The organism is Erwinia persicina (assembly GCF_019844095.1).
GTDB classification, from domain to species: domain Bacteria; phylum Pseudomonadota; class Gammaproteobacteria; order Enterobacterales; family Enterobacteriaceae; genus Erwinia; species Erwinia persicina.
Genome location: NZ_CP082141.1, coordinates 2,673,442 through 2,696,512, shown reverse-complemented (window position 1 = coordinate 2,696,512; position 23,071 = coordinate 2,673,442). Strand labels below are relative to the sequence as shown.

Annotated in this window: 23 protein-coding genes, 1 pseudogene and 1 other annotated feature; of the genes and pseudogenes, 12 read left to right on the top strand and 12 right to left on the bottom strand. The window is 54.9% G+C overall.

Annotated elements, in window-relative coordinates:
• The first annotated feature begins 38 nt into the window (after positions 1 to 38).
• Positions 39 to 1,040 carry a succinylglutamate desuccinylase gene (gene astE, locus K6L24_RS12220; protein ID WP_062743519.1) on the top strand — a complete coding sequence of 334 codons (1,002 nt, stop codon included), beginning with the start codon at positions 39 to 41 and terminating at the stop codon, positions 1,038 to 1,040.
• A gap of 320 nt (positions 1,041 to 1,360) precedes the next feature.
• Positions 1,361 to 1,849, top strand: a complete 489-nt coding sequence (gene spy, locus K6L24_RS12215; RefSeq protein ID WP_222681505.1) for an ATP-independent periplasmic protein-refolding chaperone Spy — start codon at positions 1,361 to 1,363, stop codon at positions 1,847 to 1,849.
• A gap of 75 nt (positions 1,850 to 1,924) precedes the next feature.
• On the opposite strand, the gene cho is transcribed toward spy, so the two are convergent.
• The 4 genes from cho to K6L24_RS12195 form a co-directional block, all read right to left on the bottom strand.
• Positions 1,925 to 2,800: an excinuclease Cho gene (cho, locus tag K6L24_RS12210; RefSeq protein WP_062743517.1), complete on the bottom strand. Its 876-nt coding sequence runs from the start codon at positions 2,798 to 2,800 to the stop codon at positions 1,925 to 1,927.
• A gap of 84 nt (positions 2,801 to 2,884) precedes the next feature.
• A complete protein-coding gene (gene nadE, locus K6L24_RS12205) occupies positions 2,885 to 3,712 on the bottom strand; it encodes an ammonia-dependent NAD(+) synthetase (protein ID WP_062743516.1) in 828 nt (275 codons plus the stop codon).
• A gap of 123 nt (positions 3,713 to 3,835) precedes the next feature.
• Entirely contained in the window at positions 3,836 to 5,026 is a 1,191-nt protein-coding gene (locus K6L24_RS12200) for a multidrug effflux MFS transporter (RefSeq protein WP_062743515.1), read from the bottom strand.
• Positions 5,023 to 5,607, bottom strand: a complete 585-nt coding sequence (locus K6L24_RS12195; RefSeq protein WP_062743514.1) for a TetR/AcrR family transcriptional regulator — start codon at positions 5,605 to 5,607, stop codon at positions 5,023 to 5,025. Before K6L24_RS12195 ends, K6L24_RS12200 begins: the two co-directional genes overlap by 4 nt.
• 196 nt (positions 5,608 to 5,803) lie before the next feature.
• Here K6L24_RS12195 and osmE point away from each other — a divergent pair, with 196 nt between their 5' ends.
• Positions 5,804 to 6,139 (top strand): osmotically-inducible lipoprotein OsmE, encoded by a 336-nt coding sequence (gene osmE, locus K6L24_RS12190; protein ID WP_062743513.1) that lies wholly within the window; start codon positions 5,804 to 5,806, stop codon positions 6,137 to 6,139.
• Between the two features lie 118 nt (positions 6,140 to 6,257).
• On the opposite strand, the pseudogene katE reads toward osmE, so the two are convergent.
• The 5 genes and pseudogenes from katE to K6L24_RS12165 form a co-directional block, all read right to left on the bottom strand.
• Positions 6,258 to 8,333: pseudogene (gene katE / locus K6L24_RS12185) on the bottom strand (catalase HPII); the annotation flags it as partial.
• A gap of 198 nt (positions 8,334 to 8,531) precedes the next feature.
• Positions 8,532 to 9,929, bottom strand: coding sequence for an L-cystine transporter (locus K6L24_RS12180; protein ID WP_222681504.1), 1,398 nt, complete (start codon positions 9,927 to 9,929; stop codon positions 8,532 to 8,534).
• 173 nt (positions 9,930 to 10,102) lie between these two features.
• On the bottom strand, positions 10,103 to 10,684 hold the full coding sequence (locus K6L24_RS12175; RefSeq protein WP_062743510.1) for a metal-dependent hydrolase: 582 nt from the start codon (positions 10,682 to 10,684) through the stop codon (positions 10,103 to 10,105).
• Positions 10,685 to 10,838: 154 nt separating this feature from the next.
• Positions 10,839 to 11,600, bottom strand: a complete 762-nt coding sequence (kduD, locus tag K6L24_RS12170) for a 2-dehydro-3-deoxy-D-gluconate 5-dehydrogenase KduD (protein WP_118664232.1) — start codon at positions 11,598 to 11,600, stop codon at positions 10,839 to 10,841.
• Between the two features lie 185 nt (positions 11,601 to 11,785).
• Positions 11,786 to 12,985: an MFS transporter gene (locus K6L24_RS12165; RefSeq protein WP_062743649.1), complete on the bottom strand. Its 1,200-nt coding sequence runs from the start codon at positions 12,983 to 12,985 to the stop codon at positions 11,786 to 11,788.
• Between the two features lie 114 nt (positions 12,986 to 13,099).
• On the opposite strand from K6L24_RS12165, the gene K6L24_RS12160 reads away from it, so the two are divergent.
• Positions 13,100 to 13,993, top strand: coding sequence for a LysR family transcriptional regulator (locus tag K6L24_RS12160; protein ID WP_062743508.1), 894 nt, complete (start codon positions 13,100 to 13,102; stop codon positions 13,991 to 13,993).
• A gap of 36 nt (positions 13,994 to 14,029) precedes the next feature.
• On the opposite strand, the gene hxpB is transcribed toward K6L24_RS12160, so the two are convergent.
• The gene (hxpB, locus tag K6L24_RS12155) at positions 14,030 to 14,701 is read right to left on the bottom strand and encodes a hexitol phosphatase HxpB (RefSeq protein ID WP_062743507.1); all 672 of its coding nucleotides are present in this window, start codon (positions 14,699 to 14,701) and stop codon (positions 14,030 to 14,032) included.
• Between the two features lie 170 nt (positions 14,702 to 14,871).
• Here hxpB and K6L24_RS12150 point away from each other — a divergent pair, with 170 nt between their 5' ends.
• Positions 14,872 to 15,411 carry a YniB family protein gene (locus K6L24_RS12150; protein ID WP_062743506.1) on the top strand — a complete coding sequence of 180 codons (540 nt, stop codon included), beginning with the start codon at positions 14,872 to 14,874 and terminating at the stop codon, positions 15,409 to 15,411.
• Between the two features lie 28 nt (positions 15,412 to 15,439).
• Here the strand turns inward: K6L24_RS12150 and K6L24_RS12145 are convergent, their stop codons facing one another.
• Positions 15,440 to 16,333, bottom strand: a complete 894-nt coding sequence (locus K6L24_RS12145; protein ID WP_062743505.1) for a fructosamine kinase family protein — start codon at positions 16,331 to 16,333, stop codon at positions 15,440 to 15,442.
• 88 nt (positions 16,334 to 16,421) lie between these two features.
• Entirely contained in the window at positions 16,422 to 16,721 is a 300-nt protein-coding gene (ghoS, locus tag K6L24_RS12140) for a type V toxin-antitoxin system endoribonuclease antitoxin GhoS (protein WP_222681503.1), read from the bottom strand.
• A 456-nt stretch (positions 16,722 to 17,177) separates the two neighbouring features.
• On the opposite strand from ghoS, the gene K6L24_RS12135 reads away from it, so the two are divergent.
• From K6L24_RS12135 to pheS, 7 genes are all read left to right on the top strand, one after another.
• Positions 17,178 to 17,933, top strand: coding sequence for a DUF481 domain-containing protein (locus K6L24_RS12135; protein WP_062743503.1), 756 nt, complete (start codon positions 17,178 to 17,180; stop codon positions 17,931 to 17,933).
• Between the two features lie 663 nt (positions 17,934 to 18,596).
• Positions 18,597 to 20,525 carry a threonine--tRNA ligase gene (thrS, locus tag K6L24_RS12130; protein ID WP_062743501.1) on the top strand — a complete coding sequence of 643 codons (1,929 nt, stop codon included), beginning with the start codon at positions 18,597 to 18,599 and terminating at the stop codon, positions 20,523 to 20,525.
• Positions 20,526 to 20,528: 3 nt separating this feature from the next.
• Positions 20,529 to 21,080, top strand: a complete 552-nt coding sequence (gene infC / locus K6L24_RS12125) for a translation initiation factor IF-3 (protein ID WP_072277407.1) — start codon at positions 20,529 to 20,531, stop codon at positions 21,078 to 21,080.
• 91 nt (positions 21,081 to 21,171) lie between these two features.
• The gene (gene rpmI, locus K6L24_RS12120) at positions 21,172 to 21,369 is read left to right on the top strand and encodes a 50S ribosomal protein L35 (protein ID WP_005968897.1); all 198 of its coding nucleotides are present in this window, start codon (positions 21,172 to 21,174) and stop codon (positions 21,367 to 21,369) included.
• A 41-nt stretch (positions 21,370 to 21,410) separates the two neighbouring features.
• Entirely contained in the window at positions 21,411 to 21,767 is a 357-nt protein-coding gene (rplT, locus tag K6L24_RS12115) for a 50S ribosomal protein L20 (protein WP_062743499.1), read from the top strand.
• 110 nt (positions 21,768 to 21,877) lie between these two features.
• Positions 21,878 to 22,001: a sequence feature (Phe leader region), on the top strand.
• On the top strand, positions 21,882 to 21,926 hold the full coding sequence (pheM, locus tag K6L24_RS12110) for a pheST operon leader peptide PheM (RefSeq protein WP_133845469.1): 45 nt from the start codon (positions 21,882 to 21,884) through the stop codon (positions 21,924 to 21,926). It overlaps the preceding feature by 45 nt.
• An 83-nt stretch (positions 22,002 to 22,084) precedes the next feature.
• Positions 22,085 to 23,068, top strand: a complete 984-nt coding sequence (gene pheS, locus K6L24_RS12105) for a phenylalanine--tRNA ligase subunit alpha (protein ID WP_062743498.1) — start codon at positions 22,085 to 22,087, stop codon at positions 23,066 to 23,068.
• The last annotated feature ends 3 nt before the right edge of the window (positions 23,069 to 23,071 follow it).

Below are 23,071 nucleotides of genomic sequence, written 5' to 3'. Positions count from 1 at the left end.
CTGTCAGGGCTGAACGGCGATTGATGTAAGGAGTAGCAATGCAGGATTTCCTCACCTTAACCCTCAACGGGCAGATCCCTGCGCAGCCAGAAGGACGCAATGAGCATCTGAGCTGGCGCTGGATTGACGTGGGCATTCTTGAAATTACCCCACCAGAGACCGTTTCTATGGCGCTGGTGGTTTCGGCGGGCGTACACGGCAATGAGACGGCACCGGTCGAGATCCTCGAGCAGATGGTGGACTCGCTGCTGCGCGGCGAGCGACCGCTGTTAACCCGCCTGCTGGTGATCTACGGCAACCCGGCTGCGCTGCGGCAGAACAAACGTTATCTGCATGGGGATATGAACCGGATGTTTGGCGGCCGCTGGCAGCAGTATGAAGACTGCCCGGAAGCCCGCCGCGCCTGGCGCCTTGAGCAGGCAATGGAAAACTTCTGGCAGGCCGGAGAGTATGAAGAGGTGCGCTGGCATATCGATATGCACACCGCCATTCGCGGCTCGTACCATACCCGCTTTGGCGTTATGCCGCAGCGCGATACGCCGTGGCCGGAAACATTTATGGACTGGCTGGCCGCTGCCGGGCTGGAAGCGCTGGTGTTTCACCGCTCACCGGGTGGCACCTTTACCCATTACAGCAGCCAGCATTTTCAGGCGGCCAGCTGCACGCTGGAGCTGGGCAAGGCGCTGCCGTTTGGGGATAACGACCTGAGCCAGTTCAGTGCGGCAGTGCGGGCGCTGGACGCACTGATCAGCGGGGGGACGCTGCCTGAAGTGGCCGAAGCGCCCCGGCGGTATCGGGTATCACAGCAGATCACCCGGCATACCGATCGGTTTGTGCTGCACATGAGCGATGACACGCTGAACTTTACCGTCTTCCCGCAGGGCGCTCTGCTCGCTGAAGATGGCGACAAACGCTACTATGTGCAGCAGGCACACGAGTTCGTGCTGTTCCCGAATCCGCACGTAGCCAGCGGCCTGCGTGCCGGTCTGATGCTGGTGGAAGATACTGCGCATAACGAAGCGCTGGGGTCGACGCTGTAACACGAATCCCTGAATTTACGCTGTGGCCGGTGGACGGCCGCATTTTCCTTTTTCCCCGATCGAAACCTTCACTTTTCTCTTTCGCTCTCCTTGCGCGCGTATTACACTCCTCCACAGTTTCTGCACAAACCTCTGTAAATTCATATTTTTTTTCAATTCCTCACACAATCCTTCGCATTCTCTCCATGATTGGCGTCAAATTGTCTTTTATGCTTTCAGGGCTTTACCCAGGCTCTGGGTACTTGACATTCAGCGTCGTAGACTTGATTTCGACATCACGACAACTGAATTGCAACAGACTGAACCACAAGGACAATATTATGCGTAAATTAACCTCTTTTGTTGTTGCCGCTACACTGGCGCTTGGCACTGCGGGTATTGTTCATGCCGCAGCGGACACTTTAACACCGCCGCCAGCGGGCGCTGACAAACCTATGATGCACAAGCCGCCGCGTCACGGTGGGATGCACGAAATGTTCAAAGGGCTGAATCTGACCGATGCGCAGAAAGAGCAGATGCGCACCATCATGAAGGCATCACACAAAGAGATGAAGCGTCCTTCTCTGGAAGAGCGCCGGGCCGTACACAGAATTATTGCGGCGGACACCTTTGACCGCAGTAAGGCAGAGGCTCAGGCGACTGAAATGTCGGCCAACGGCAAAGCCCGCGCGCTGTCGATGCTGGAAACGCAGAACAAGCTGTACAACGTCCTGACGCCTGAGCAGAAAAAACAGTTTAATCAGAACTTTGAGAAACGTCTGACAGAAAAACCGCAGCATGAAGGTAAAATGCCTCCTGCAGAAGACTAAAAGTCGCTGATTAACCAGAGACCGCCGACGTTGCCCACCTTGCCAGAATGGCGGTGGTCAGCGTCGGCGGTTTTTTTATGCTGCAGGAACGGGCAGGGGGATCACCGGCAGTTTCCCTGACAGCAGGGGGCGGCAGAGTATTTTATAACCGTCACTGTCGAAGCCAGGCGGAGTGCTACACAGCGCGGCCGCATCAGCGAGTTCGCTGACGGATCCCAGATAGAGCCAGTTATTGATCACGTGGATCTGCTTCTGCATCACGCCTTCTTCCACCACCGCGATGGCTCCCGGCCACGGCCAGCACTGAAGCCGGACGGCCTCCAGCGCGGCCAGCAGACGCTGATAATGTGCCTCCGTCGGTTCTTTCCCGCAGCAGGCACCGGCGCAGCGGCGCAGGCTGAAGCGGAAGCACGGCCGCCCCTTGCTTAACGGCTCCAGCCCCAGCAGGCCGAAGCAGAGCTGCTGCTCATCGGCAATTTTCTGCAGGGTGGCCAGCGCCGCCCGACGGTGAGCGTAGAGGCCAAAGAGGTTCGGCGTATGGGAAAAGTCGACCTCTTTGGCGTACACCACCTCCGGACGGTCGTGCCGGAGCAGCAGAGAACAAAGCTGACGGTTTTTACGCAGGCGCTTATTGAACAGCGGCTGCTGCAACTTGATCATCTGTGCTTCCAGCAGCAGGGCACCCATTTCTCCGGCGGTGGGAATAAAGCTGATACGGCGGGCCTGATACAGCATCCGCGCCTCTGCCGGGGTGCGCAGATGCGACATGACACGGGTGCGAATATTGACGCTTTTGCCAATATACAGTGGCAGGCTTTCGCTCTCACCGTGAAAGATGTACACACCGGGCAGGTTGGGTAGGTCAGCGATCCACGGACGTAGCTGTTCGGGATACTGATAGATGGCTTCAGCCTCGAATTCGAGGCGATGGCTGGCTGCTTTTCTTGTCACTCACAACTCCGCTAACTGGTCAGATATACAGTATAGCAGAGGAATTTTGCGGGGCGAACCGGGAATTCAGTTCGCCCCGGCAGGTTATTTTTTCCAGAAATCGTCAAAAACAGTGATCGGGGGACGACGCTTATGCTCGGTTTTCAGGTACCAGTTCTCGATGGTGGCGGCCGCTGCAGGATCGATAGTTTCCCCCTGCAGATAGCGGTCAATCATCTCATAGGTCACCCCCAGAGCCACTTCGTCCTGCAGGCCGGGACGATCGTCTTCCAGATCGGCCGTGGGGTGCTTGAGATACAGATGCTCCGGACAGCCCAACGCCTTCAGCAACTGCTTGCCCTGGCCTTTATTGAGGCGGAAAAGGGGATTGATGTCCGTGCCGCCGTCGCCATACTTGGTGAAGAACCCGGTCACTGCTTCGGCCGCATGATCGGTGCCGACCACCACGCCTGAGGTCATACCGGCAATACTGTACTGGACTTTCATGCGCTCACGCGCTTTTTCATTGCCGCGAATAAAATCAGAAAGGGCGATCCCGGCGTCACGCAGCGCCTGCTCGCTGGCCTGCACGGCCGCTTTGATATTCACCGTCAAGACGCGATCCGGCTGAATAAACGCAATCGCATCCTGGCAATCCTGTTCATCCGCCTGCACACCGTGCGGCAGACGTACGGCAATAAACTGATAGCCCCGATCGCCCGTTTCCTCACGCAGTTCATTGATGGCGGTTTGGCACAGTTTGCCGGCCAGAGTGGAGTCCTGACCGCCGCTGATCCCCAGCACCAGTGATTTCAGAAACGGATAGGTTTTCAGATACGACTTCAGAAACTCGACGCTGGTGCGAACTTCTTCACGGGCATCAATTGTGGGTTTGACGCCCAGCGCCGCGATAATTTCCTGTTGCAAAGCCATTGACCTCTCCTCAGATTCAGCGCCGGCAAACGGCGACACGCGATGTATATCTCTTAAAGCTAACGCGCCTGGCGCGAAACAACAACATTCAATCCGTTATTCTCCGCGCCACGCGTTAAAGGCTCACTCTTTTTTGGGTTTTTGCGCCAGCACGGTAAACATCAGAATGGCCAGCATATAGCAGCCGAAAATTGTGGCGGTCATGGTCAGCACCGAGGTGCCACCGATGCCGGTCACCGGCACGCTGATACCGCCCAGCGTAAACATGGTGACGCCAATCACGGCTGACGCGCTGCCCGCGCGATGGCCCTGGCTCTGCATCGCCAGTGAGGAGGCGGTCACCGAAATAACGCCGTTGCTGGCGACGGTGAAAAACAGGGCAACCAGCACCAGCGGCAGCGGCGCGGCGGTTAATCCGGCCAGCAGCAGGCTCGACGATGAAATCAACGCCAGCGTCAGACCGCCTTTCAGTACGCGATACTCGCCCCATAGCGGGCAGAGACGCGCACTGACCTGCGAAGCAATAATCAGACCCACGCCGTTGGCGGCAAAGCAGAAGCTGAACGCCTGCGGGGAGAGCTGATAAATTTGCTGGAGTACAAAGGGGGACGCGCCAATGTAGGCAAACATCCCTGACATCATAAACCCCTGCGTCAGGCAGAAGCCCATAAACGGACGGTGCATAATGACCTGGCCCAGCGCGGCCCAGGCGGAAAAAATACTGCCCTGACTCCGTCGCGCTACCGGCAAGGTTTCGTGCAGTTTGACGCGGGCCAGAATAAACAGCATCAGGGCGATCAGGGCGATGACCATAAACAGGCCGCGCCAGTCAAGGAACGCCATCAGTGCGCCCCCCATCACCGGGGCCGCAATCGGTGCCAGCCCGTTCACCAGCATTAAGAGAGCGAAGAAGCGGGTCAGTTCATGGCCGCTGTACATATCACGGGCAATAGCGCGTGACAGCACGGCGCCCCCCGCGCCGGACAGCCCTTCAAACAGGCGGGCCAGCAGCAGTTGGTGAATATCCTGGGCCAGCGCGCAGCCGACAGAGGCAATCAATAGCAACACCAGTGACAGGAGCAGCGGGCGGATACGCCCATACTTATCGCTTAACGGGCCAAAAAACAGCTGACCCAGTCCCAGTCCCAGCAGCCCGGCGGTCAGACTGAGCTGTGCGGTGGCGGTGGGCGTGTTCAGGTCGCGGGCCAGCTCCGGCAGGGCGGGCAGATACAGATCGATGCACAGCGGCCCGAGGGCCGCCAGCAGGCCGAGCGTGATGGCATAGCCAAGACGGCGGGAGTGAACAGGTGTCATGATTCCTCTGATTTAAATAGAAGGTCGCTAATGTGTTGATACAGGATATGCAGACGTTCTGGCGAGGCTTTCTGAGGCGTAATGCGCCGGCAGGCAGTACCTTCAACCATCACGGCGAGGATCTCGACACTGGCACGGATACGCTCCTCGCTGAAACCGGGGTACATACGGGCGACTTTCTGGCAGGCGTGGCTGAACATACGTTCATCCGCTTCAACCATCATTTTTGCCACACGGGGGCTGCGGGTGGCTTCTGCCGCCACCTCCATCATCAGCGCCTCGTCTTCTTCATTATTCACCTCGCGCCAGGCCAGCAGCTCGGGCAGGTGGACATTACTGCTGGTACTGAGCATCTCCTGCAGGCGGGAATCAATAATCCGCCTGACGATTTCCTGAATAATCGCGTCTTTACTGCTGAAATAGCGATAAATCTGGCCGACACTCAGGTGTGCTTCGCTGGCAAGCTGCGCCATGCTGGCCGCGTGGAAGCCGTGCTGACGAAAACAGCGACGGGCGGCAGTAATAATTTCATCCTGACGCAGGCGATGGCGGGCATCGCGGGCTTCTGTCTGTTGGCTCATTGTCGCTCCGCTATTCGCTGTCGTGACGCGTTCGCAGCTTCATCCTGATGCGGCCTGCAATGCGAATGTTCATTCTCAGTCCCGAATTATAGGCATCACGGAGATAAACTGATAATAATTTGACGGCATAAAGTTGAAAAATCTGCATTTCTATTCCAGGCTTATGCTTTGACGGAAATGACACGAGGAAGAATAAATGCGTAAATTAACGGGATTAATGGGTGCTGCAGTGGCACTGGCTGTGTTATCAGGATGTACGGCATACGATCGCGCTGAAAGTTATGCGACTAAGCCCGTGGTACAGGATGTGAAAAAAGGAATGACCCGCCAGCAGGTTCGTGACATCGCCGGGCCACCGTCAACAGAAATTACCATGGTTCATGCTCGTGGTACCTGCCAGACTTATGTCATTGGTGAGCGTGACGGTAAGCAGCAGACCTACTTTGTCAGCTACTCTGATACCGGTCGCGTGATGAACTACGGCTTCCAGAGCTGTAAAGATTACGACACCGACCCGCAGGTTAATCAGTAACTGATACCTGTTTCGAAATTAAAACGGCCACGTCAGTGGCCGTTTTTTTTGCATGCTTTTCCTGCCGCGCTGAAGACCCACCGGCGCTGACCGGTGGGTGTCTGTGCTGTCGGGTGAATTATGCCGGAACGCTTAGCGCTTTCTGACTGCGTGACCAGATGCGGTGAGCGGCCATGGCGGCCAGGAACTCGCTCATCAGCACGCCTTCCGCCTTACTGTCGATAATCACGCCTTCCTCCTGCTCGTCATCCGCCAGACCAAACTGCGCGGCAAAACGGCGTGCGCCACCGCTCAGACCAATGACCTTCAGATGCTTGTAGGCTTCCAGCAGGAAGTAACAGGCGTCACCGCGTAACAGCAGGGCATCAATATTCCCCTCCGGTACAATGACGGCGTCAAAGGCAAGAGAGGGCAGCGCGGTAAAGGTGGCATCAACCGTCAGCTGTGAGCCGTCACTGGCTCGCACCTGGCCCATGTGGGGGGCGAGCAGCTTCGCATGGACGCCCTGGGTTTTCAGCGCCTGTAAGATGGCCAGCGTATCAGCAGCATCAACGCCGTCGCTGATCAGCAACGCGACCTGCCGCCCTTTAATGTTACCGCTGGGGACCGCATACAGGCTGAGGCTGGCATCCTTCTTCAGTCCGTTGACATCCTTCGGCGGTGCCGTCTGCATCTGCGCTTCCGTCAGCGTAATACCCAGGTTTTCTGCCACGCTGTGCGCGAGGGAAATATCGATATGCGTCAGCTGATCGACCACCCGGTCACGGATATAGCTGCGACCCACCTTGCTCAGTTCAAAGGAGAAAGCATCAATAATATGCTGCTGCTCCACCTGGGTCTGGCTCAGCCAGAAGAGGCGCGGCTGCGAGTAATGTTCGTCAAACGAGGGGCTGCGCTCACGGACTTTATGCCCCTCAATCCGCTCCTGATAGCTCTCAAACCCGCCGTGGCGGGCGGCAGGAGGCGTTTCTCTCGGCCAGTTATCATTGATCGAGTTTGGCTCGTAGTTCGCCGGGTTGGTATCGATATCCATACGATGCATCCCCTGGCGCTGGAAATTGTGGTACGGGCACACGGGACGGTTAATCGGGATCTCATGGAAGTTAGGCCCGCCAAGCCGGCTGATCTGGGTATCGGTATAGGAGAACAGTCGCCCCTGCAGCAGGGGATCGTTGGTAAAGTCCAGCCCCGGTACGATATGACCCGGATGGAAGGCGACCTGTTCTGTTTCCGCGAAGAAATTATCCGGGTTACGGTTGAGCACCATTTTGCCAATCAGCTCCACCGGCACCAGTTCTTCAGGGATCAGTTTGGTCGCGTCCAGCAGATCAAAGTCGAAGGCAAATTCGTCGCTTTCCTCAATGAGCTGTACACCGAGCTCGTATTCAGGGAAGTCACCGGCCTCGATTGATTCCCACAGGTCGCGACGGTGGAAATCCGCATCGCGCCCGCTCAGCTTCTGTGCTTCGTCCCAGAGCAGTGAGGCTTTACCCGCCACGGGCTTCCAGTGAAAACGGACAAAGGTGGCGCGGCCTTCGGCATTGATAAAGCGGAAGGTATGGATGCCAAAGCCTTCCATGGTGCGATAGCTCCGGGGGATACCGCGATCGGACATAGCCCAGATGACGTTATGCAATGTTTCCGGCTGCAGGGAAACGTAATCCCAGAAGGTGTCATGGGCGCTCCCGCCCTGAGGCATTTCGTTGTGGGGCTCAGGTTTAACCGCATGGACGAAATCCGGAAATTTATGGGCATCCTGAATAAAGAACACCGGCGTGTTGTTCCCGACTAAATCGAACACGCCTTCCTCAGTATAAAATTTTGTGGCAAAACCGCGGATATCGCGCACGGTATCTGCCGATCCGGCTCCGCCCTGCACCGTAGAAAAGCGCACAAAAACCGGGGTGATGGTGTCAGGTGAGGCCAGAAAACCCGCTTTGGTGACCTGGCTCATATCACGATAGGGCTGGAAGTAACCGTGTGCCGCCGAACCCCGCGCATGTACGATGCGCTCCGGGATGCGCTCATGGTCAAAGTGCGTGATTTTTTCACGCATGATGAAGTCTTCCAGCAGCGTCGGACCCCGGGTGCCTGCGCGCAGCGAGTTCTGATCGTCTGCAATTCGCGTTCCCTGATTGGTGGTCAGCGGCTGGTTTTTACCGCCTTTACGGAAGGGTTCGAGGGCCTCTACTTTGCTATTCACAGGGCAGGAAGGCTGTGGCTGATCGGGGTGTTGCGTATTTTTTGACATGCTGATTGCTCCGGTGACCGCATTAAGACACCAGTAACTATAGAACAGTGAGCAGTATACGCCTGAGAAATGAAGGGATATGGGCGAATCAGGGAGAGAAAAAGAAACGGGCCGTCATCCTGACGGCCCGTCAGCAACGGATTAACGGTGGGCCAGTTCGGCTTCGTTATCCGCATCGGTGTTCATGATCTGGCGGTCGGTTTGCTTCAGCCACTGGCTGGTGAGCGTACCGGCCGTCATCGAACCGTTAACGTTGAGCGCGGTACGGCCCATATCAATCAGCGGTTCGATGGAGATCAGCAGCGCGACCAGCGTGACCGGCAGGCCCATCGCCGGCAGCACAATCAGCGCAGCGAAGGTGGCACCGCCGCCGACGCCGGCCACACCGGCAGAGCTGAGGGTGACAATACCGATCAGCGTCGCAATCCACATAGGATCGAACGGGTTGATGCCCACGGTGGGGGCGACCATCACCGCCAGCATCGTCGGGTACAGGCCGGCACAGCCATTCTGACCGATAGTGGCTCCAAAGGAGGCGGCGAAGCTGGCAATCGACTCAGGGATGCCCAGACGACGGGTCTGTGCTTCCACGCTCAGCGGGATGGTGGCTGCGCTGGAACGGCTGGTAAAGGCAAAGGTAATCACCGGCCACACTTTGCGGAAGAAGCGCAGCGGGTTCACGCCGTTGACCGACAGAAGCAGAGCGTGGACGGCAAACATGATGGCCAGACCGAGGTAGGAGGCCAGCACGAAGCTCCCCAGCTTAATAATGTCACTGAGGTTGGAGGTGGCAACGACTTTGGTCATCAGTGCCAGCACGCCGTAAGGGGTCAGTTTCATAATCAGACGAACCAGCTTCATCACCCAGGCCTGCAGGGTATCGATGGCTTTCAGCACGCGCTGACCTTTCTCAACATCATCCTTCAGCAGCTGCAGGGCGGCGACACCGAGGAACGCGGCAAAGATCACCACGCTGATGATTGACGTCGGACTGGCTCCGGTCAGATCGGCAAACGGATTTTTCGGCACAAACGACAGCAGCAGCTGCGGCGCGCTGAGGTCGGCCACTTTGCCGACATAATTGCTCTGAATGGCAGCCAGACGCGCGGTTTCCTGCGCACCCTGCACCAGGCCGCTGGCATTGAGACCGAACAGCCAGGTGACGAACACCCCGACCGCCGCCGCAATGGCCGTGGTGAACAGCAGTACGCCAATGGTGAGCAGGCTGATTTTGCCCAGCGATGAGGCATTGTGCAGGCGGGCAACGGCGCTGAGAATCGAGGCAAAGACCAGCGGCATCACAATCATCTGCAACAGCTGAACATACCCATTACCCACCAGGTTAAACCAGCTTACCGACTCTTTAATCACCGGGCTGTTTTCACCATAGAAGATATGCAGCGCCAGACCGAAAAGGACCCCGACCACCAGGCCAACAAGCACCTTTTTCGACAGACTCCAGCCCGTACGGCTGGCTTTGGCCACCAGCAGCAGCAGTGCAACAAACACCACCAGGTTAATAATCAGTGGAAAATTCATTCCCAATATCTCCAAAAAAATACGGACTACGTCGTAGTCATGCCTGCGGCAGTTAATTTCTGTTGCGCAGTAAGTAAACCAGTGACGGAATGGTATCAGTTACTGTTGGTGCGACCTTATATCCAAACGGAATTATTTATAATTTTTTGCTCATATTTGTTTAATAATTCATCCTATTGTTTGTTAATAAACCGTTCGATGTGATGTTGCGCTGAGTTAACCACCTGACTGGTCCAGTCTGATGCACCAAAAGGCAGCGCGCCGGGGGGGAACCAGATGGCATAACCGACCAGCGCCAGGCACAGGGTGCGTTCCAGCTGATTTCCTTTCTGGCTTCTGAGCAGGGGCAGGCGAAAGCGCCAGCGGCAGGGCCAGAGCAGTGGCACCCCGGCAGGTGTGAGCATATCGGCAACAATGTGGCTGAGATAACCCAGCACCATTCCCTGGAAGGCATCGGCCGGGATCAGCCAACTGGCAGGAAGTTTTAACTGCAGCAGGGCAACGCCACCGACAACGGCCAGCAAACTATGCGTAAAGCCCCGGTGACCAAACGCCCGCGCAATCGGGTGCGACAGCCATTTAAGCCGCTGCCCGAGAAAGGATTTGGGGTGGTCGATATCCGGTAGCAGGCAGGTGAGCAGCGTGGCCGGAATAATATGCCACCAGTCGGCGCTGGCCAGCACCGGCGTCAGTTCAGCACGCTTGGCGAAAATAGCGCTGGCAATGGCAAAAATAAGATGGCCTTCGGCCGTCATGGGGATACCTGGCTACATAACTGTCAATGCATCCAGTATAGGGAATATATACAGTAGAATAAATATGTGACGCTGTAACGAAAGATAAATAAAGTGTTATTGATCGTAAGCGGTACGGAGAGGGGCTTTTTTCCCTCCCGTACAGACAGAGCGCTCAACGCGCCAGCCAGCCGCCATCTACTGCCAGAGTGAAGCCATTGACGTAGTCCGAGGCGGAAGAGGCGAGAAACACCACAGGCCCCATCATATCACTGCCCTGGCCCCAGCGCCCGGCAGGTATGCGCGCCAGGATCTGCTGATTGCGTTCTTCATCATCGCGCAGCTGTTCAGTGTTATTGGTGGCCATATAGCCAGGAGCAATGGCGTTAACGTTAATCCCGTGCGCTGCCCATTCATTGGCCATCAGGCGCGTCAGCCCGAGTACGGCGGTTTTCGATGCAGTATAGGAAGGGACGCGAATACCGCCCTGATATGACAGCATGGAGGCGATATTGATGATTTTACCGCCATGTCCCTGCTGGATAAAACGACGGGCGACCCGCTGCGACAGAAAAAACAGTGTCTTACTGTTAATATTCATCACCTCATCCCAGTCAGTCTCACTGAAGTCGATCGCGTCTGCCCGGCGAATGATCCCGGCATTGTTGACCAGAATATCCAGCCTGGGGAAAGCGGCCAGCGCCTGCGCCATCACCCCGTCAATACAGCGGCTGTCGGACAGATCGGCCGTAATACTGACGAAACGTCGTCCGGTCGCGGCGACTTTCTCTGCCGTTTCGCTGGCAGTGGAGCGATTGACGCCAATAATATCGCACCCTGCCTGGGCCAGACCCAGCGCCATTCCCTGGCCGAGACCGGTATTGCAGCCGGTGATCATGGCCACTTTGCCTTCAAGATTAAATGCGTTGAGGATCATCCTGGCTTCCTTATAGGTAAGTGGGCACGCGCAGTGAAAACAGCAGAACGTGATCGCGCGGGCCGGTTCAGGAAGCATAAGCAGATGGAGAAAGGATTACAACAAAAATGAAACGATGTTTTATTATTTTTAACATGGCCTGTCGAAAATCGTCAGAAGGCGAGGGCAGCACTTCGCCTTCGCGCTCAGACGGCGTCCCTGTTCTTTTGTGCTGCCAGGGCGAAGCCGGCTGATGCAAGCAGTAAACCTGCGCCCAGCACGACAGGGCTCCACCAGCCTGAGGCATCAAACAGGATGCCGCCCAGTCCGGCGCCGGCGGTAATGGCCAACTGGATGGTGGCCACCATCAGCCCACCGCCGGTTTCGGCATTCTCTGCCAGCGCTTTGCTGAGCCAGACACCCCAGACGATTGGGGCCGGTGTGGCGATCAGGCCCCAGAGGGCGAGAAGCACACTGACGGGAACCATCGCGTCAGCCAGCACAATCAGCAACAGGGCGATCAGGGCCATGGCAAGCGGAATGCCCGCCAGCCAGGCGTAGAGCCCGTGCTTAAGCAAGGGGCCCATCAGCCACGTACCGACGAGACCGAATCCCCCCAGGGCGAACAGCATCAGCGAAAGCTGCGTGACCGATACCCGCGTGACCTCCTCCAGCAGCGGGCGCAGGTAGGTGAAAAGGGCAAACTGCCCCATAAACAGAAACAGTATCCCCGCCATGCCCAGCGCCACCTGAGGGTGACGCAGCAGGGAAAAAGGATTGGTGACAGGTTTGCGCGGACGATCCGCTGGCATCAGCGGAAGGCTGCGCCACTGCCAGACAAACGCCAGCACCGCCAGCGGTACCACGATAACGAAGGCGCCACGCCAGCCCGTATACTGCCCGAGAAAACTGCCCAGCGGCGCGGCGACCGTCGCTGCCAGCGCATTGCCGCCGTTGATTAACGCCAGGCCTTTTGCCAGCGAATGGGCGGGAAGCAGGCGCATCACCGTGGCGGTCGACATTGACCAGAAGCCGCCGATAGCCATCCCCAGCAGCGCGCGGCCCACCATAAAGGTGATACCGTCGGCTGCCAGCGTAACGATCACACCGGAGGCAATCAGCAGGAAGGTGAAGCTCATCAGCACTTTTTTCCGGTCCCAGTGGCCGGTGAGGGGGGTATTGAGCAGGCTGGTCACCACGGCAAACATACCGGATACCGAGATGGCCTGTCCTGCACTGCCCTGGCTGATGCCGAGATCCTGCGCAATCGGCGTCAGCAGGCTGACGGGCATAAATTCTGAGGCGATCAGCACAACGACGCCAAGGGCCATCGAAAATACGGCCCCCCATGCTGACGGGGCATGCTGATAAGCGCGGTTCGTGGATTTATTCATAATGGTATTCATGATGCTGTTCCCTTTCATATCAGTGAAAGAGAATAAAACGCTTTGAGTACGCTGATAAGGTGGGGTAATTTTGATGTACTTTTGAATAAAATTCATCAATCAGACGAGCGCCGTATGAATGATATCCTGGCTTTTCTGGCCGTCGCCCGCGAGCAAAGCTTCACTAAAGCCTCACTCACGCTGGGCGTCAGCCCTTCTGCACTCAGCCATACCGTGAAAAAACTGGAAGAGAGACTGGGGGTCAGGCTGCTTGCGCGGACAACGCGCCACGTTGCCCCCACCGATGCCGGAGAGCGACTGATGCAGTCTGTCGGCCCGCTGTTCGAGCAGATCAATGCTGAAATTGAACGCATGGGGGAGCTGCGGGAAAAACCGGCGGGAAGCCTCCGGCTGACCTGCTCTGATGACGCTGCTGAACAGCTACTGCGCCCGGTATTGCCGGCTTTTTTCCGCCAGTATCCTGACGTGAATGTCGAAATCTGTATTGATTACGGCTTCACCAATATTGTCAGTGAACGCTTTGATGCCGGGATACGCCTCGGGGAGTCGATCAGTCAGGATATGATCGCCGTCCGCCTGGGGCCCGACTGGCGACTGTCGGTCGTCGGGTCACCCGGCTATTTTAAACAGCACCCGATCCCGACGCATCCCAGGGATCTGACCGATCATCGCTGCATTAACCTCCGCCATAGCGTGGGGGGCAGCATCTACGCGTGGGAATTTGAGAAAGCGGGGCAGAAGATGAATGTCAGGGTAGAAGGGCAACTGATGTCCAACAGCACTCTCCCAGTCCTGAACGCGGCACTGGATGGGGTCGGGCTGGCGTACGTGCCTGATTTTATGGCCAGGCCTCATATTGAGGACGGGCGCCTGACCGAGGTACTGGCTGACTGGAGCCCCTATTTTCAGGGTTTTCACCTCTACTACCCCAACAGAAGAAACATCTCTCCGGCCTTTGCCGCCTTTGTGGCTGCGGTAAAATATCGCGGACAGGTGACGCCGGGGTAAAGCGCCGGGCGGCTTTCTGCAGCGCCCGGCATTCACTCAGCGCCCGTGCAGGTGCTGTGCGGTCAGTTCCTCAAGGCTGCTGAGTTTGACATCTGCCAGTGACCAACGCAGATCGGCGGCATGGCTGGCATCGGGAACCACAATGGATCGCATCCGTCCTGCTTTCGTCGCGATCATGCCGTTAAAGGAGTCTTCCAGCGTGACACAGTTCAGCGGATCCACGCCCAGGCGGGCAGCGGCATCCAGATAAACCTGCGGGTGCGGCTTGCTGTAAGGCAGGGATTCCGCTGAGGCCAGTACCTCAAAGTAGTCGCGCAGGCTGAACATCTCCAGCACGCTTTCCAGCATAAACAGCGGAGAGGCGGAGGCGAGGCCAATTTTCAGCCCTTCTGACCGGCAGAGTTCAAGCGCCTGCTTAACGCCGGGCAGCAGCGGTCGGTTCTCATCTACCAGGCTTAACGCCCGGTTGATGATCTGCTGGGTGACTTCCGCCTGGGAAGGCCCTTTCCACGGCAGGGTTTCATACCACATGCGCACCACCTGGTCGATGCGCAGTCCCAGCGTATCTGGCATTTCACCGCGGCGGCTCAGGTCAACGTCAAGAGAAGTAAAAATATCCAGCTCGGCTTGTTGCCATAACGGCTCTGAATCGATCAGCAGGCCATCCATATCAAAAATGGCGGCAAGTACGGGGCGGTGATAAGACATGCTACGGCTCCTTTTGACAGTTTGTGGCAGTTTACCACGAAGCGGTGAGGGAAAAGGTATCATCCGACGGGCCGCTTTGTGCAAAGCGGTGATTAAGTCTGTATTTTACAGGCGCTTTTGTATCACTGCAGGTAAACTGACTGGCAGACATCGGAAGGACAGGAGAACGCATGACGTATCAACAGGCTGGCAGGGTTGCGATTATTAAACGCATTCTGGGCTGGGTTATATTTATTCCCGCGTTGTTATCAACGCTTATCTCACTGCTTGGTTTTCTCGAAAAGAGCCGTGAGCAACGTGACGGTATCAATGCGGTGATGCAGGATTTCGCCCATGTCATGATTGATATGGTGCGCTTTAACACCGGTTTTCTCTCCGGTTTCTGGACGCATTCGCCCGTTCCGGACTTTAATCACGGCACGAATATTCTTTTCTGGGTGATCTATGCGCTGATTTTCATCGGGCTTGCTCTTCAGGCTTCCGGTGCAAGGATGTGGCGGCAGACGCGCTTTCTGCGTGAAAGCATTGAAGATCAGATGATCCTTGAGCGTGCGCGCGGAACAGAAGGACACAGCCGGGAACAGCTGGAAGCGAAGATAGTGGTGCCGCGCCACACCATTTTTCTGCAAATCTTCCCGCTGTATATCCTGCCGGTTATCATCATTGTCGCGGGCTATTTTGTCCTGAAACTGGCCGGGTTTATCTATTAAACTCGCGTCAGGTCGCGTGCGCATGGCGTCAGGCCGGGCGCGCGTGACGTTTTCCCAGTTCATCGCCATCCAGTAATGTTCCCACTGCCCGCTGCGCTTCTGCCAGCCAGTGCCCGCCGAAGACATTTGCCCGGTTCAGCAGATAATAAAGCTGATAGATCGGTTGCCGCTGCAGGAAATCACCGGGGAGTGGCCACACTGACTGGTAGCCATCATACACCTGTGCCGGAATGTCCGGATGCCAGGAGAGCATCGCCAGATCGCATTCACGATCGCCCCAGTAACAGGCAGGATCAAAAATCCAGGGCCCGCTGTCGCTGCCTGCGCAATTGGCTGGCCAGAGATCGCCATGCAGTAAGGAGGGCTCGGGATGATGTGACTCCAGCATCTTCTGAGCGCAGCGCACAATCAGATCGATATCACCGTACAGAATCCCTTTTTCTGAGGCAAGCTGGAGCTGCCAGCCGATGCGCTGCTCTGAGAAGAAGACCGACCAGCGCTTGAGCCAGCTGTTTGGCTGCAGGGAGGTGGTAATATTGTTATCGAAGTCCAGCCCGAACTGTGGCTGCTCACTCCACTGATGCAGGCGTGCCAGCTGTTGTCCAAGCTGAAAAGCGCCGTGCGCATCCAGCGGCCTGACCGGGATATACTCCAGCAGCAGAAAGCTGGTTTCCCGGTCGCTGCCCACGCCGTAGACAGCTGGCACGCGTACCGTCTGGCTGCGTGCCAGGAGCTGCAACTGGTCAGCCTCCCACGTAAACAGATCCAGCATGTCACGCTGATTGCATTTGACGAAGACGTCGTGCTCTCCGTAGCGCAGATGCCAGGCAGGGTGGACATCCCCACCGGGCAATTCGGTACGCCCGGTTATCTCTGCGGGTCCCCACTGTTCACTCAACAGACGACTGATGGCTGACCACATAGGACACTCCTCTTTTCGCTGTGATTTCACTATGGTAACGCTTAAAGAATAACCAATATTTGCGTTTGCGCACGTTAAGGCTTTGTCTTTACAAATTCTGGTCGCTTTTTTTCCGGTATGTGTCCCAGGGCTGAACATCAATGTCCGGCGCTACACCCAGGATCAGTTCGCCAATTCCCACCGCCTGCTGGCGGATCTCCTCTTCCGATAGTGTGGTGATGATGCCGAAGCTGTTCGTCCCTAACTCATGGGGCTGACCTTCTTCATCTTTGAGCGTGGTAGAAAATCCGCCGCTGACCAGTGCACTACTCAACTCCAGCAGGTCAGATAATCCCTTCTCGTTATAATGAAACGTCACCACATACTGACCGATCCCGTGATTACTCATTCTTCACCTCGTGGTTAGAAAAACAGCGTTAATAAACATTTCTTTAGCGTAGCCCATCCCGGTCTGGGGATCAGCGAAATCAGAATATCGGAGAGCGGAAGATATGATTAACGCAATTGTGCGCGCTGGCTCTTCAGACCCTGAAAGAGCAGAGAGGAAGGCAGGGGAGCGATCGGTTGTCATTTACATTCGGTCACATTGCTGACATTTTTCAGCCACAATATCGCTGTGGTTAACGATAATTGTTATTTTCATCCAGGTGTTTTCTGACTCAATACCCTCTATAATGCGCCGCGTTAATGGGAAATTTCTCATTCACGGTCTCTTTTTGTCATGATGCTTTGGAAAAAGAGCGAATTAACAAATTGTTACGATTATAAGCGTAAAATGCGTTGATCGTCCTTCAAAACGCTTCAGACTCACTCTTTTAAAAACTGTCGTACGGGTCACATTTAAATGAAAGCGCTTAATAAGCTGTCTGTAGTTCTGTTGCTCTCCGGGGGAGCATTCTGTCATCAAGCCCTGGCGGATAATAACGTCTTCACGGTTATGGATGATCCTTCTACGGCGAAAAAAGATTTTGAAGGTAATGCCGCCGCCGGTTATCTGGCGCAGTCTGGCAACACCACCAGTTCTTCAGCGACCGCAAATACCAACCTGACCTGGTATACGCCCAGCTTCGCCTACAGCCTGTGGGGCAACGCCAGCAATACATCTTCCAATGATGAGCGCTCATCAGAGACCTATCAGGTCGGTGGCCGTACGCGTTACAACATGAACACTGCTGATTATCTGTTTGGTCAGGCAAGCTGGTTGAGTGACCGCTTCAACGGTTATGACGGCCGTTCTATTCTCGCTGCCGGTTATGGTCGCCAGCTGTTGAATGGCCCGGTGCACTCGCTGCGTATTGAAGCCGGTCCCGGTGTGCGTTATGACGACTACCACGAAGGCGGTCATGAAACGCAGGCGCTGGCCTACGGTGCCCTGAGCTATCAGTGGCAGTTGACCGACACCACCAAATTCGTTCAGGGCGTTTCCGTACTGGGTAGCGACGATACCACCGTCAACTCCGAAACGGGCCTGCAGGTGGCTATCAACGATCACTTCGCGCTGAAAATGGCTTATAACGTCACGTGGAACCAGAATCCACCGGAATCGGCGCCGGATCATACCGATACCAAAACGACGATTACGCTTTCCTACGCGATGTAATCTTTTGCACGAGCCGCACCCTGCGGCTCGTTTTCCCTTGCCAGACAGCCCATTCCCTCTCAACGGCTCAGATGCACCGATCGCCTCATTAGTGGATCGACCCCAGGATAAGAGTCCGCAGTCAAACCACACAGGCTCCGTTAGGCTTAAGGCAACAGCGGTGACTACACTCTGTAATGAATGTCATTCATACAGGAGGAGTTATGTCAGACCGTCCCGTGGAGGGTGATCATCCCGACTATGAACCCCATCATGGCAATGGAAAGCCTGAACAAAAACCCCAGAAAAAAGGGAAGGACGATCCCACTTCTGCCCCCGAGTCCGGCGATAAACCTGACTCACATTAACCGCCTTCGGGCGGTTTTTTTCTGCCGTAGGGCCGATTTTCTTCACGCCGGGCTGGAGGAGGGAAGCTGACCCCGCGAGCATCGCGGCTCACGCCGTTTAACCCGGCTATCCGTGCAATTTCGACTGATGGCGTGTAAGATGACTCTCCTTCGTAAGTGACTGGTAAAACAAACACTTTCGATAATGTGTACCAGGCAGTGTACCAAACCGGCAAATGTGAGTCGGTTTCAAGTGCAAAGTGCTTGTTGTATAAAGAAAAATTTAAATTTGCATGTAATCTTACGTGTGGGTTACCACTGCAATTAAGGACGTTTCATGCCTGTTATTACTCTTCCTGATGGAAGTCAGCGTTCGTTCGACCACGCCGTTAGCGTGATGGATATTGCTCTGGACATCGGTCCTGGCCTGGCGAAAGCCTGTATTGCCGGCCGTGTGAACGGCGAACTGGTGGATGCGGTTGATCCGATCACCGAAGACGCCAGCGTAGCAATCATCACCGCCAAAGACGAAGCGGGTCTGGAAATTATTCGTCACTCCTGCGCCCACCTGTTAGGGCACGCGATCAAGCAACTGTGGCCAGATACCAAAATGGCTATCGGTCCTGTTATCGACAACGGTTTTTACTACGACGTCGATCTTGACCGCACGCTGACGCAGGAAGATATTGAGCTGCTGGAAAAGCGTATGCACCAGTTAGCTGAGACGAATTACGACGTTATCAAGAAGAAAGTCAGCTGGCAGGAAGCGCGTGACGCCTTTGCTGAACGGGGTGAGACCTACAAAACCACCATCCTTGATGAAAATATCAGTCATGATGACCGTCCTGGCCTGTACCATCATGAAGAATACGTGGATATGTGCCGTGGCCCTCACGTGCCTAACATGCGCTTTTGCCACCACTTCAAGCTGCAGAAAATTTCTGGCGCTTACTGGCGTGGCGACAGCAACAATAAAATGTTGCAGCGTATCTACGGTACGGCCTGGGGCGATAAAAAACAGCTCGCTGCCTATCTGCAGCGTCTGGAAGAGGCGGCGAAGCGAGACCACCGTAAAATCGGTAAGCAGCTTGACCTCTATCACATGCAGGAAGAAGCGCCTGGCATGGTGTTCTGGCATAACGATGGCTGGACGATTTTCCGCGAGCTGGAAGTGTTTGTCCGCACCAAACTGAAAGAGTATGAGTACCAGGAAGTGAAAGGTCCGTTTATGATGGACCGCGTGCTGTGGGAAAAAACCGGGCACTGGGAAAACTACAAAGAGGCGATGTTTACCACTTCTTCAGAAAACCGTGAGTACTGCATTAAGCCAATGAATTGCCCTGGCCACGTGCAAATTTTCAATCAGGGGCTAAAATCATACCGCGACCTGCCGTTACGTATGGCAGAGTTTGGCAGCTGCCATCGCAACGAGCCGTCAGGTGCCTTGCATGGCCTGATGCGCGTGCGCGGTTTTACCCAGGATGATGCCCATATCTTCTGTACTGAAGATCAGGTCCGTGATGAGGTCAATGGCTGTATTAAGATGGTGTACGATATGTACAGCACTTTTGGCTTTGAAAAAATCGTGGTGAAACTCTCTACCCGTCCTGAAAAACGTATCGGTAGTGATGACCTGTGGGACCGTTCAGAGGCTGATCTGGCCGCTGCACTGAAAGAGAACAATATCCCGTTTGATTATCAGCCGGGTGAGGGTGCCTTTTACGGCCCTAAAATTGAATTTACGCTACATGACTGTCTCGACCGTGCATGGCAGTGTGGCACCGTTCAGCTCGACTTCTCACTGCCGAGCCGCCTGAGTGCTTCTTATATCGGCGAAAGTAATGAACGTCAGGTGCCAGTGATGATTCACCGGGCAATCCTGGGGTCCATGGAGCGCTTTATCGGGATTTTAACCGAAGAATATGCCGGTTTCTTCCCAACATGGTTAGCTCCAGTACAAGTTGTGGTGATGAATATCACCGATGGTCAGTCCGAATATGTTGCAGAATTGACCCGAAAACTGCAAAATGCGGGCATTCGTGCAAAAGCGGACTTGAGAAACGAGAAGATTGGCTTTAAAATCCGTGAACATACTTTACGTCGTGTCCCGTATATGTTGGTCTGTGGTGATAAAGAGGTGGAAGCTGGCAAAGTGGCCGTTCGCACCCGCCGCGGTAAAGACCTGGGAAGCATGGATGTAAACGAAGTGATCGCGAAACTGCAGGGTGAAATCCGCAGTCGCAATCTTCATCAATTGGAGGAATAAAGTATTAAAGGCGGAAAACGAGTTCAACCGGCGCGTCCTAATCGCATAAATAGAGAAATTCGCGCTACTGAGGTTCGTCTGACTGGCGTCGATGGCGAACAGATTGGTATTGTCAGTCTGAATGAAGCTTTGGAAAAAGCTGAAGAAGCGGGCGTGGATCTGGTAGAGATCAGCCCCAACGCCGAGCCGCCCGTTTGCCGTATAATGGATTACGGCAAGTTCCTTTACGAAAAAAGCAAATCTTCTAAAGAACAGAAGAAGAAGCAAAAGATCATCCAGGTTAAGGAAATTAAGTTCCGTCCTGGTACCGATGATGGCGACTATCAGGTAAAACTACGCAACCTGATTCGCTTTCTGGAAGATGGCGATAAAGCCAAGATCACGCTGCGTTTTCGCGGTCGTGAAATGGCGCACCAGCAGATCGGTATGGAAGTGCTTAACCGCGTCCGTAAAGATCTGTGTGAAGATATTGATCTGGCAGTGGTCGAATCATTCCCTACAAGGATTGAAGGTCGTCAGATGATTATGGTGCTCGCACCCAAGAAGAAACAGTAGGCCCTAAAGTAATTCTGCCGCGTACTTCGGTGCGCGGCGAAATTCGCCTGTCTGGTTCATTTTATTAACAATGCGAAGTGGATGTTTTTAAATGCCAAAGATTAAAACTGTACGTGGCGCGGCCAAGCGCTTCAAGAAGACCGCCGGTGGCGGCTTCAAGCGTAAACACGCTAACCTGCGTCATATTCTGACTAAAAAATCTACTAAGCGTAAACGCCACCTGCGTCCTAAAGGTATGGTGTCTAAAGGCGATCTGGGTCTGGTTATTGCCTGCCTGCCGTACGCATAAGTAATTTTTTAATTCATTCAGAATATACATAGGAGAGCTAAATGGCTCGTGTAAAACGTGGTGTAGTTGCTCGCGCACGTCACAAGAAAATCTTAAAACAAGCTAAAGGCTACTACGGTGCACGTTCACGTGTATACCGTGTTGCTTTCCAGGCTGTTATCAAAGCTGGTCAGTATGCTTACCGTGACCGTCGTCAGCGGAAGCGCCAGTTCCGTCAGCTGTGGATTGCGCGTATCAACGCTGCAGCCCGCACTAACGGCATGTCTTACAGCCGTTTCATCAATGGTCTGAAAAAGGCTTCGATTGAAATCGACCGTAAGATTCTGGCTGACATCGCAGTATTCGACAAAGCAGTATTTGCTGCTCTGGTAGAAAAAGCGAAATCAGCTCTGGCGTAAGCCAGATTGAAGAGGGAGCTGGTCTCCCTCTTTTTTATTGCCTGAAAAGATTGACAATTTTTTCCTCCGGCCTTTCAATAGAGCGGTCAGAAACTGCATCAAGGTCAGCTAATCATGAATACTGCTATTTTTCGTTTCTTTTTTTACTTTAGCGCCTGATCATCGGGGGCTTTAGCGCAAAGAAAAGAAACGAAAAATCGCGCTGAAAGCCTCCCTCGTGGAGGCTTTTTTCGTTTCAGTACCTTAAAAATAACGACCGGGCGGCCATTCGTCCTGAAAAAACAGACCAGCCTGCGTGGCTGGAAGAAGAGGAAAGCATGTCACATCTCGCAGACCTGGTGGCGAGCGCGAAAGCCGCCATCAATGATGCTCAGGATGTCGCCGCGTTAGATAACGTTCGCGTCGAATACCTGGGTAAAAAAGGGCATCTTACGCTCCAGATGACCTCCTTGCGTGAACTGCCTGCGGAAGAGCGCCCGGCAGCCGGTGCGGTGATCAATGAAGCCAAACAGCAAGTACAGGAAGCGCTGAACGCGCAGAAGCATGCGCTGGAGTCTGCGGTTATGAACGCACGCCTTGCACAGGAAACCATTGATGTTTCCCTGCCGGGGCGTCGCATCGAAAACGGCGGTTTGCACCCGGTGACCCGCACTATCGATCGTATCGAAACCTTCTTCGGTGAGCTCGGCTTCTCTGTAGAGACCGGCCCGGAAATCGAAGATGATTATCATAACTTTGATGCCCTGAATATTCCCGGCCATCACCCGGCCCGTGCCGATCACGACACCTTCTGGTTTGATGCGACCCGTCTGTTACGTACACAGACTTCTGGCGTTCAGATCCGCACAATGAAAGAACAGCAGCCGCCAATCCGCATTATTGCCCCGGGCCGGGTGTATCGTAATGACTACGATCAGACTCACACCCCCATGTTCCACCAGATGGAAGGGCTGATCGTCGATAAAAACATCAGTTTTACCAATCTGAAGGGCACACTGCACGACTTCCTCAACAACTTTTTTGAGGCAGATTTGCAGGTGCGTTTCCGTCCGTCTTACTTCCCGTTCACCGAGCCTTCTGCAGAAGTGGATGTGATGGGTAAAAATGGTAAATGGCTGGAAGTGCTCGGCTGCGGCATGGTTCACCCGAACGTGCTGCGCAATGTCGGCATCGACCCGGAAGTGTACTCGGGCTTCGCTTTTGGTATGGGAATGGAGCGCCTGACCATGCTGCGTTACGGCGTGACCGACCTGCGTGCCTTCTTCGAAAATGATTTACGTTTCCTCAAACAGTTTAAATAAGGG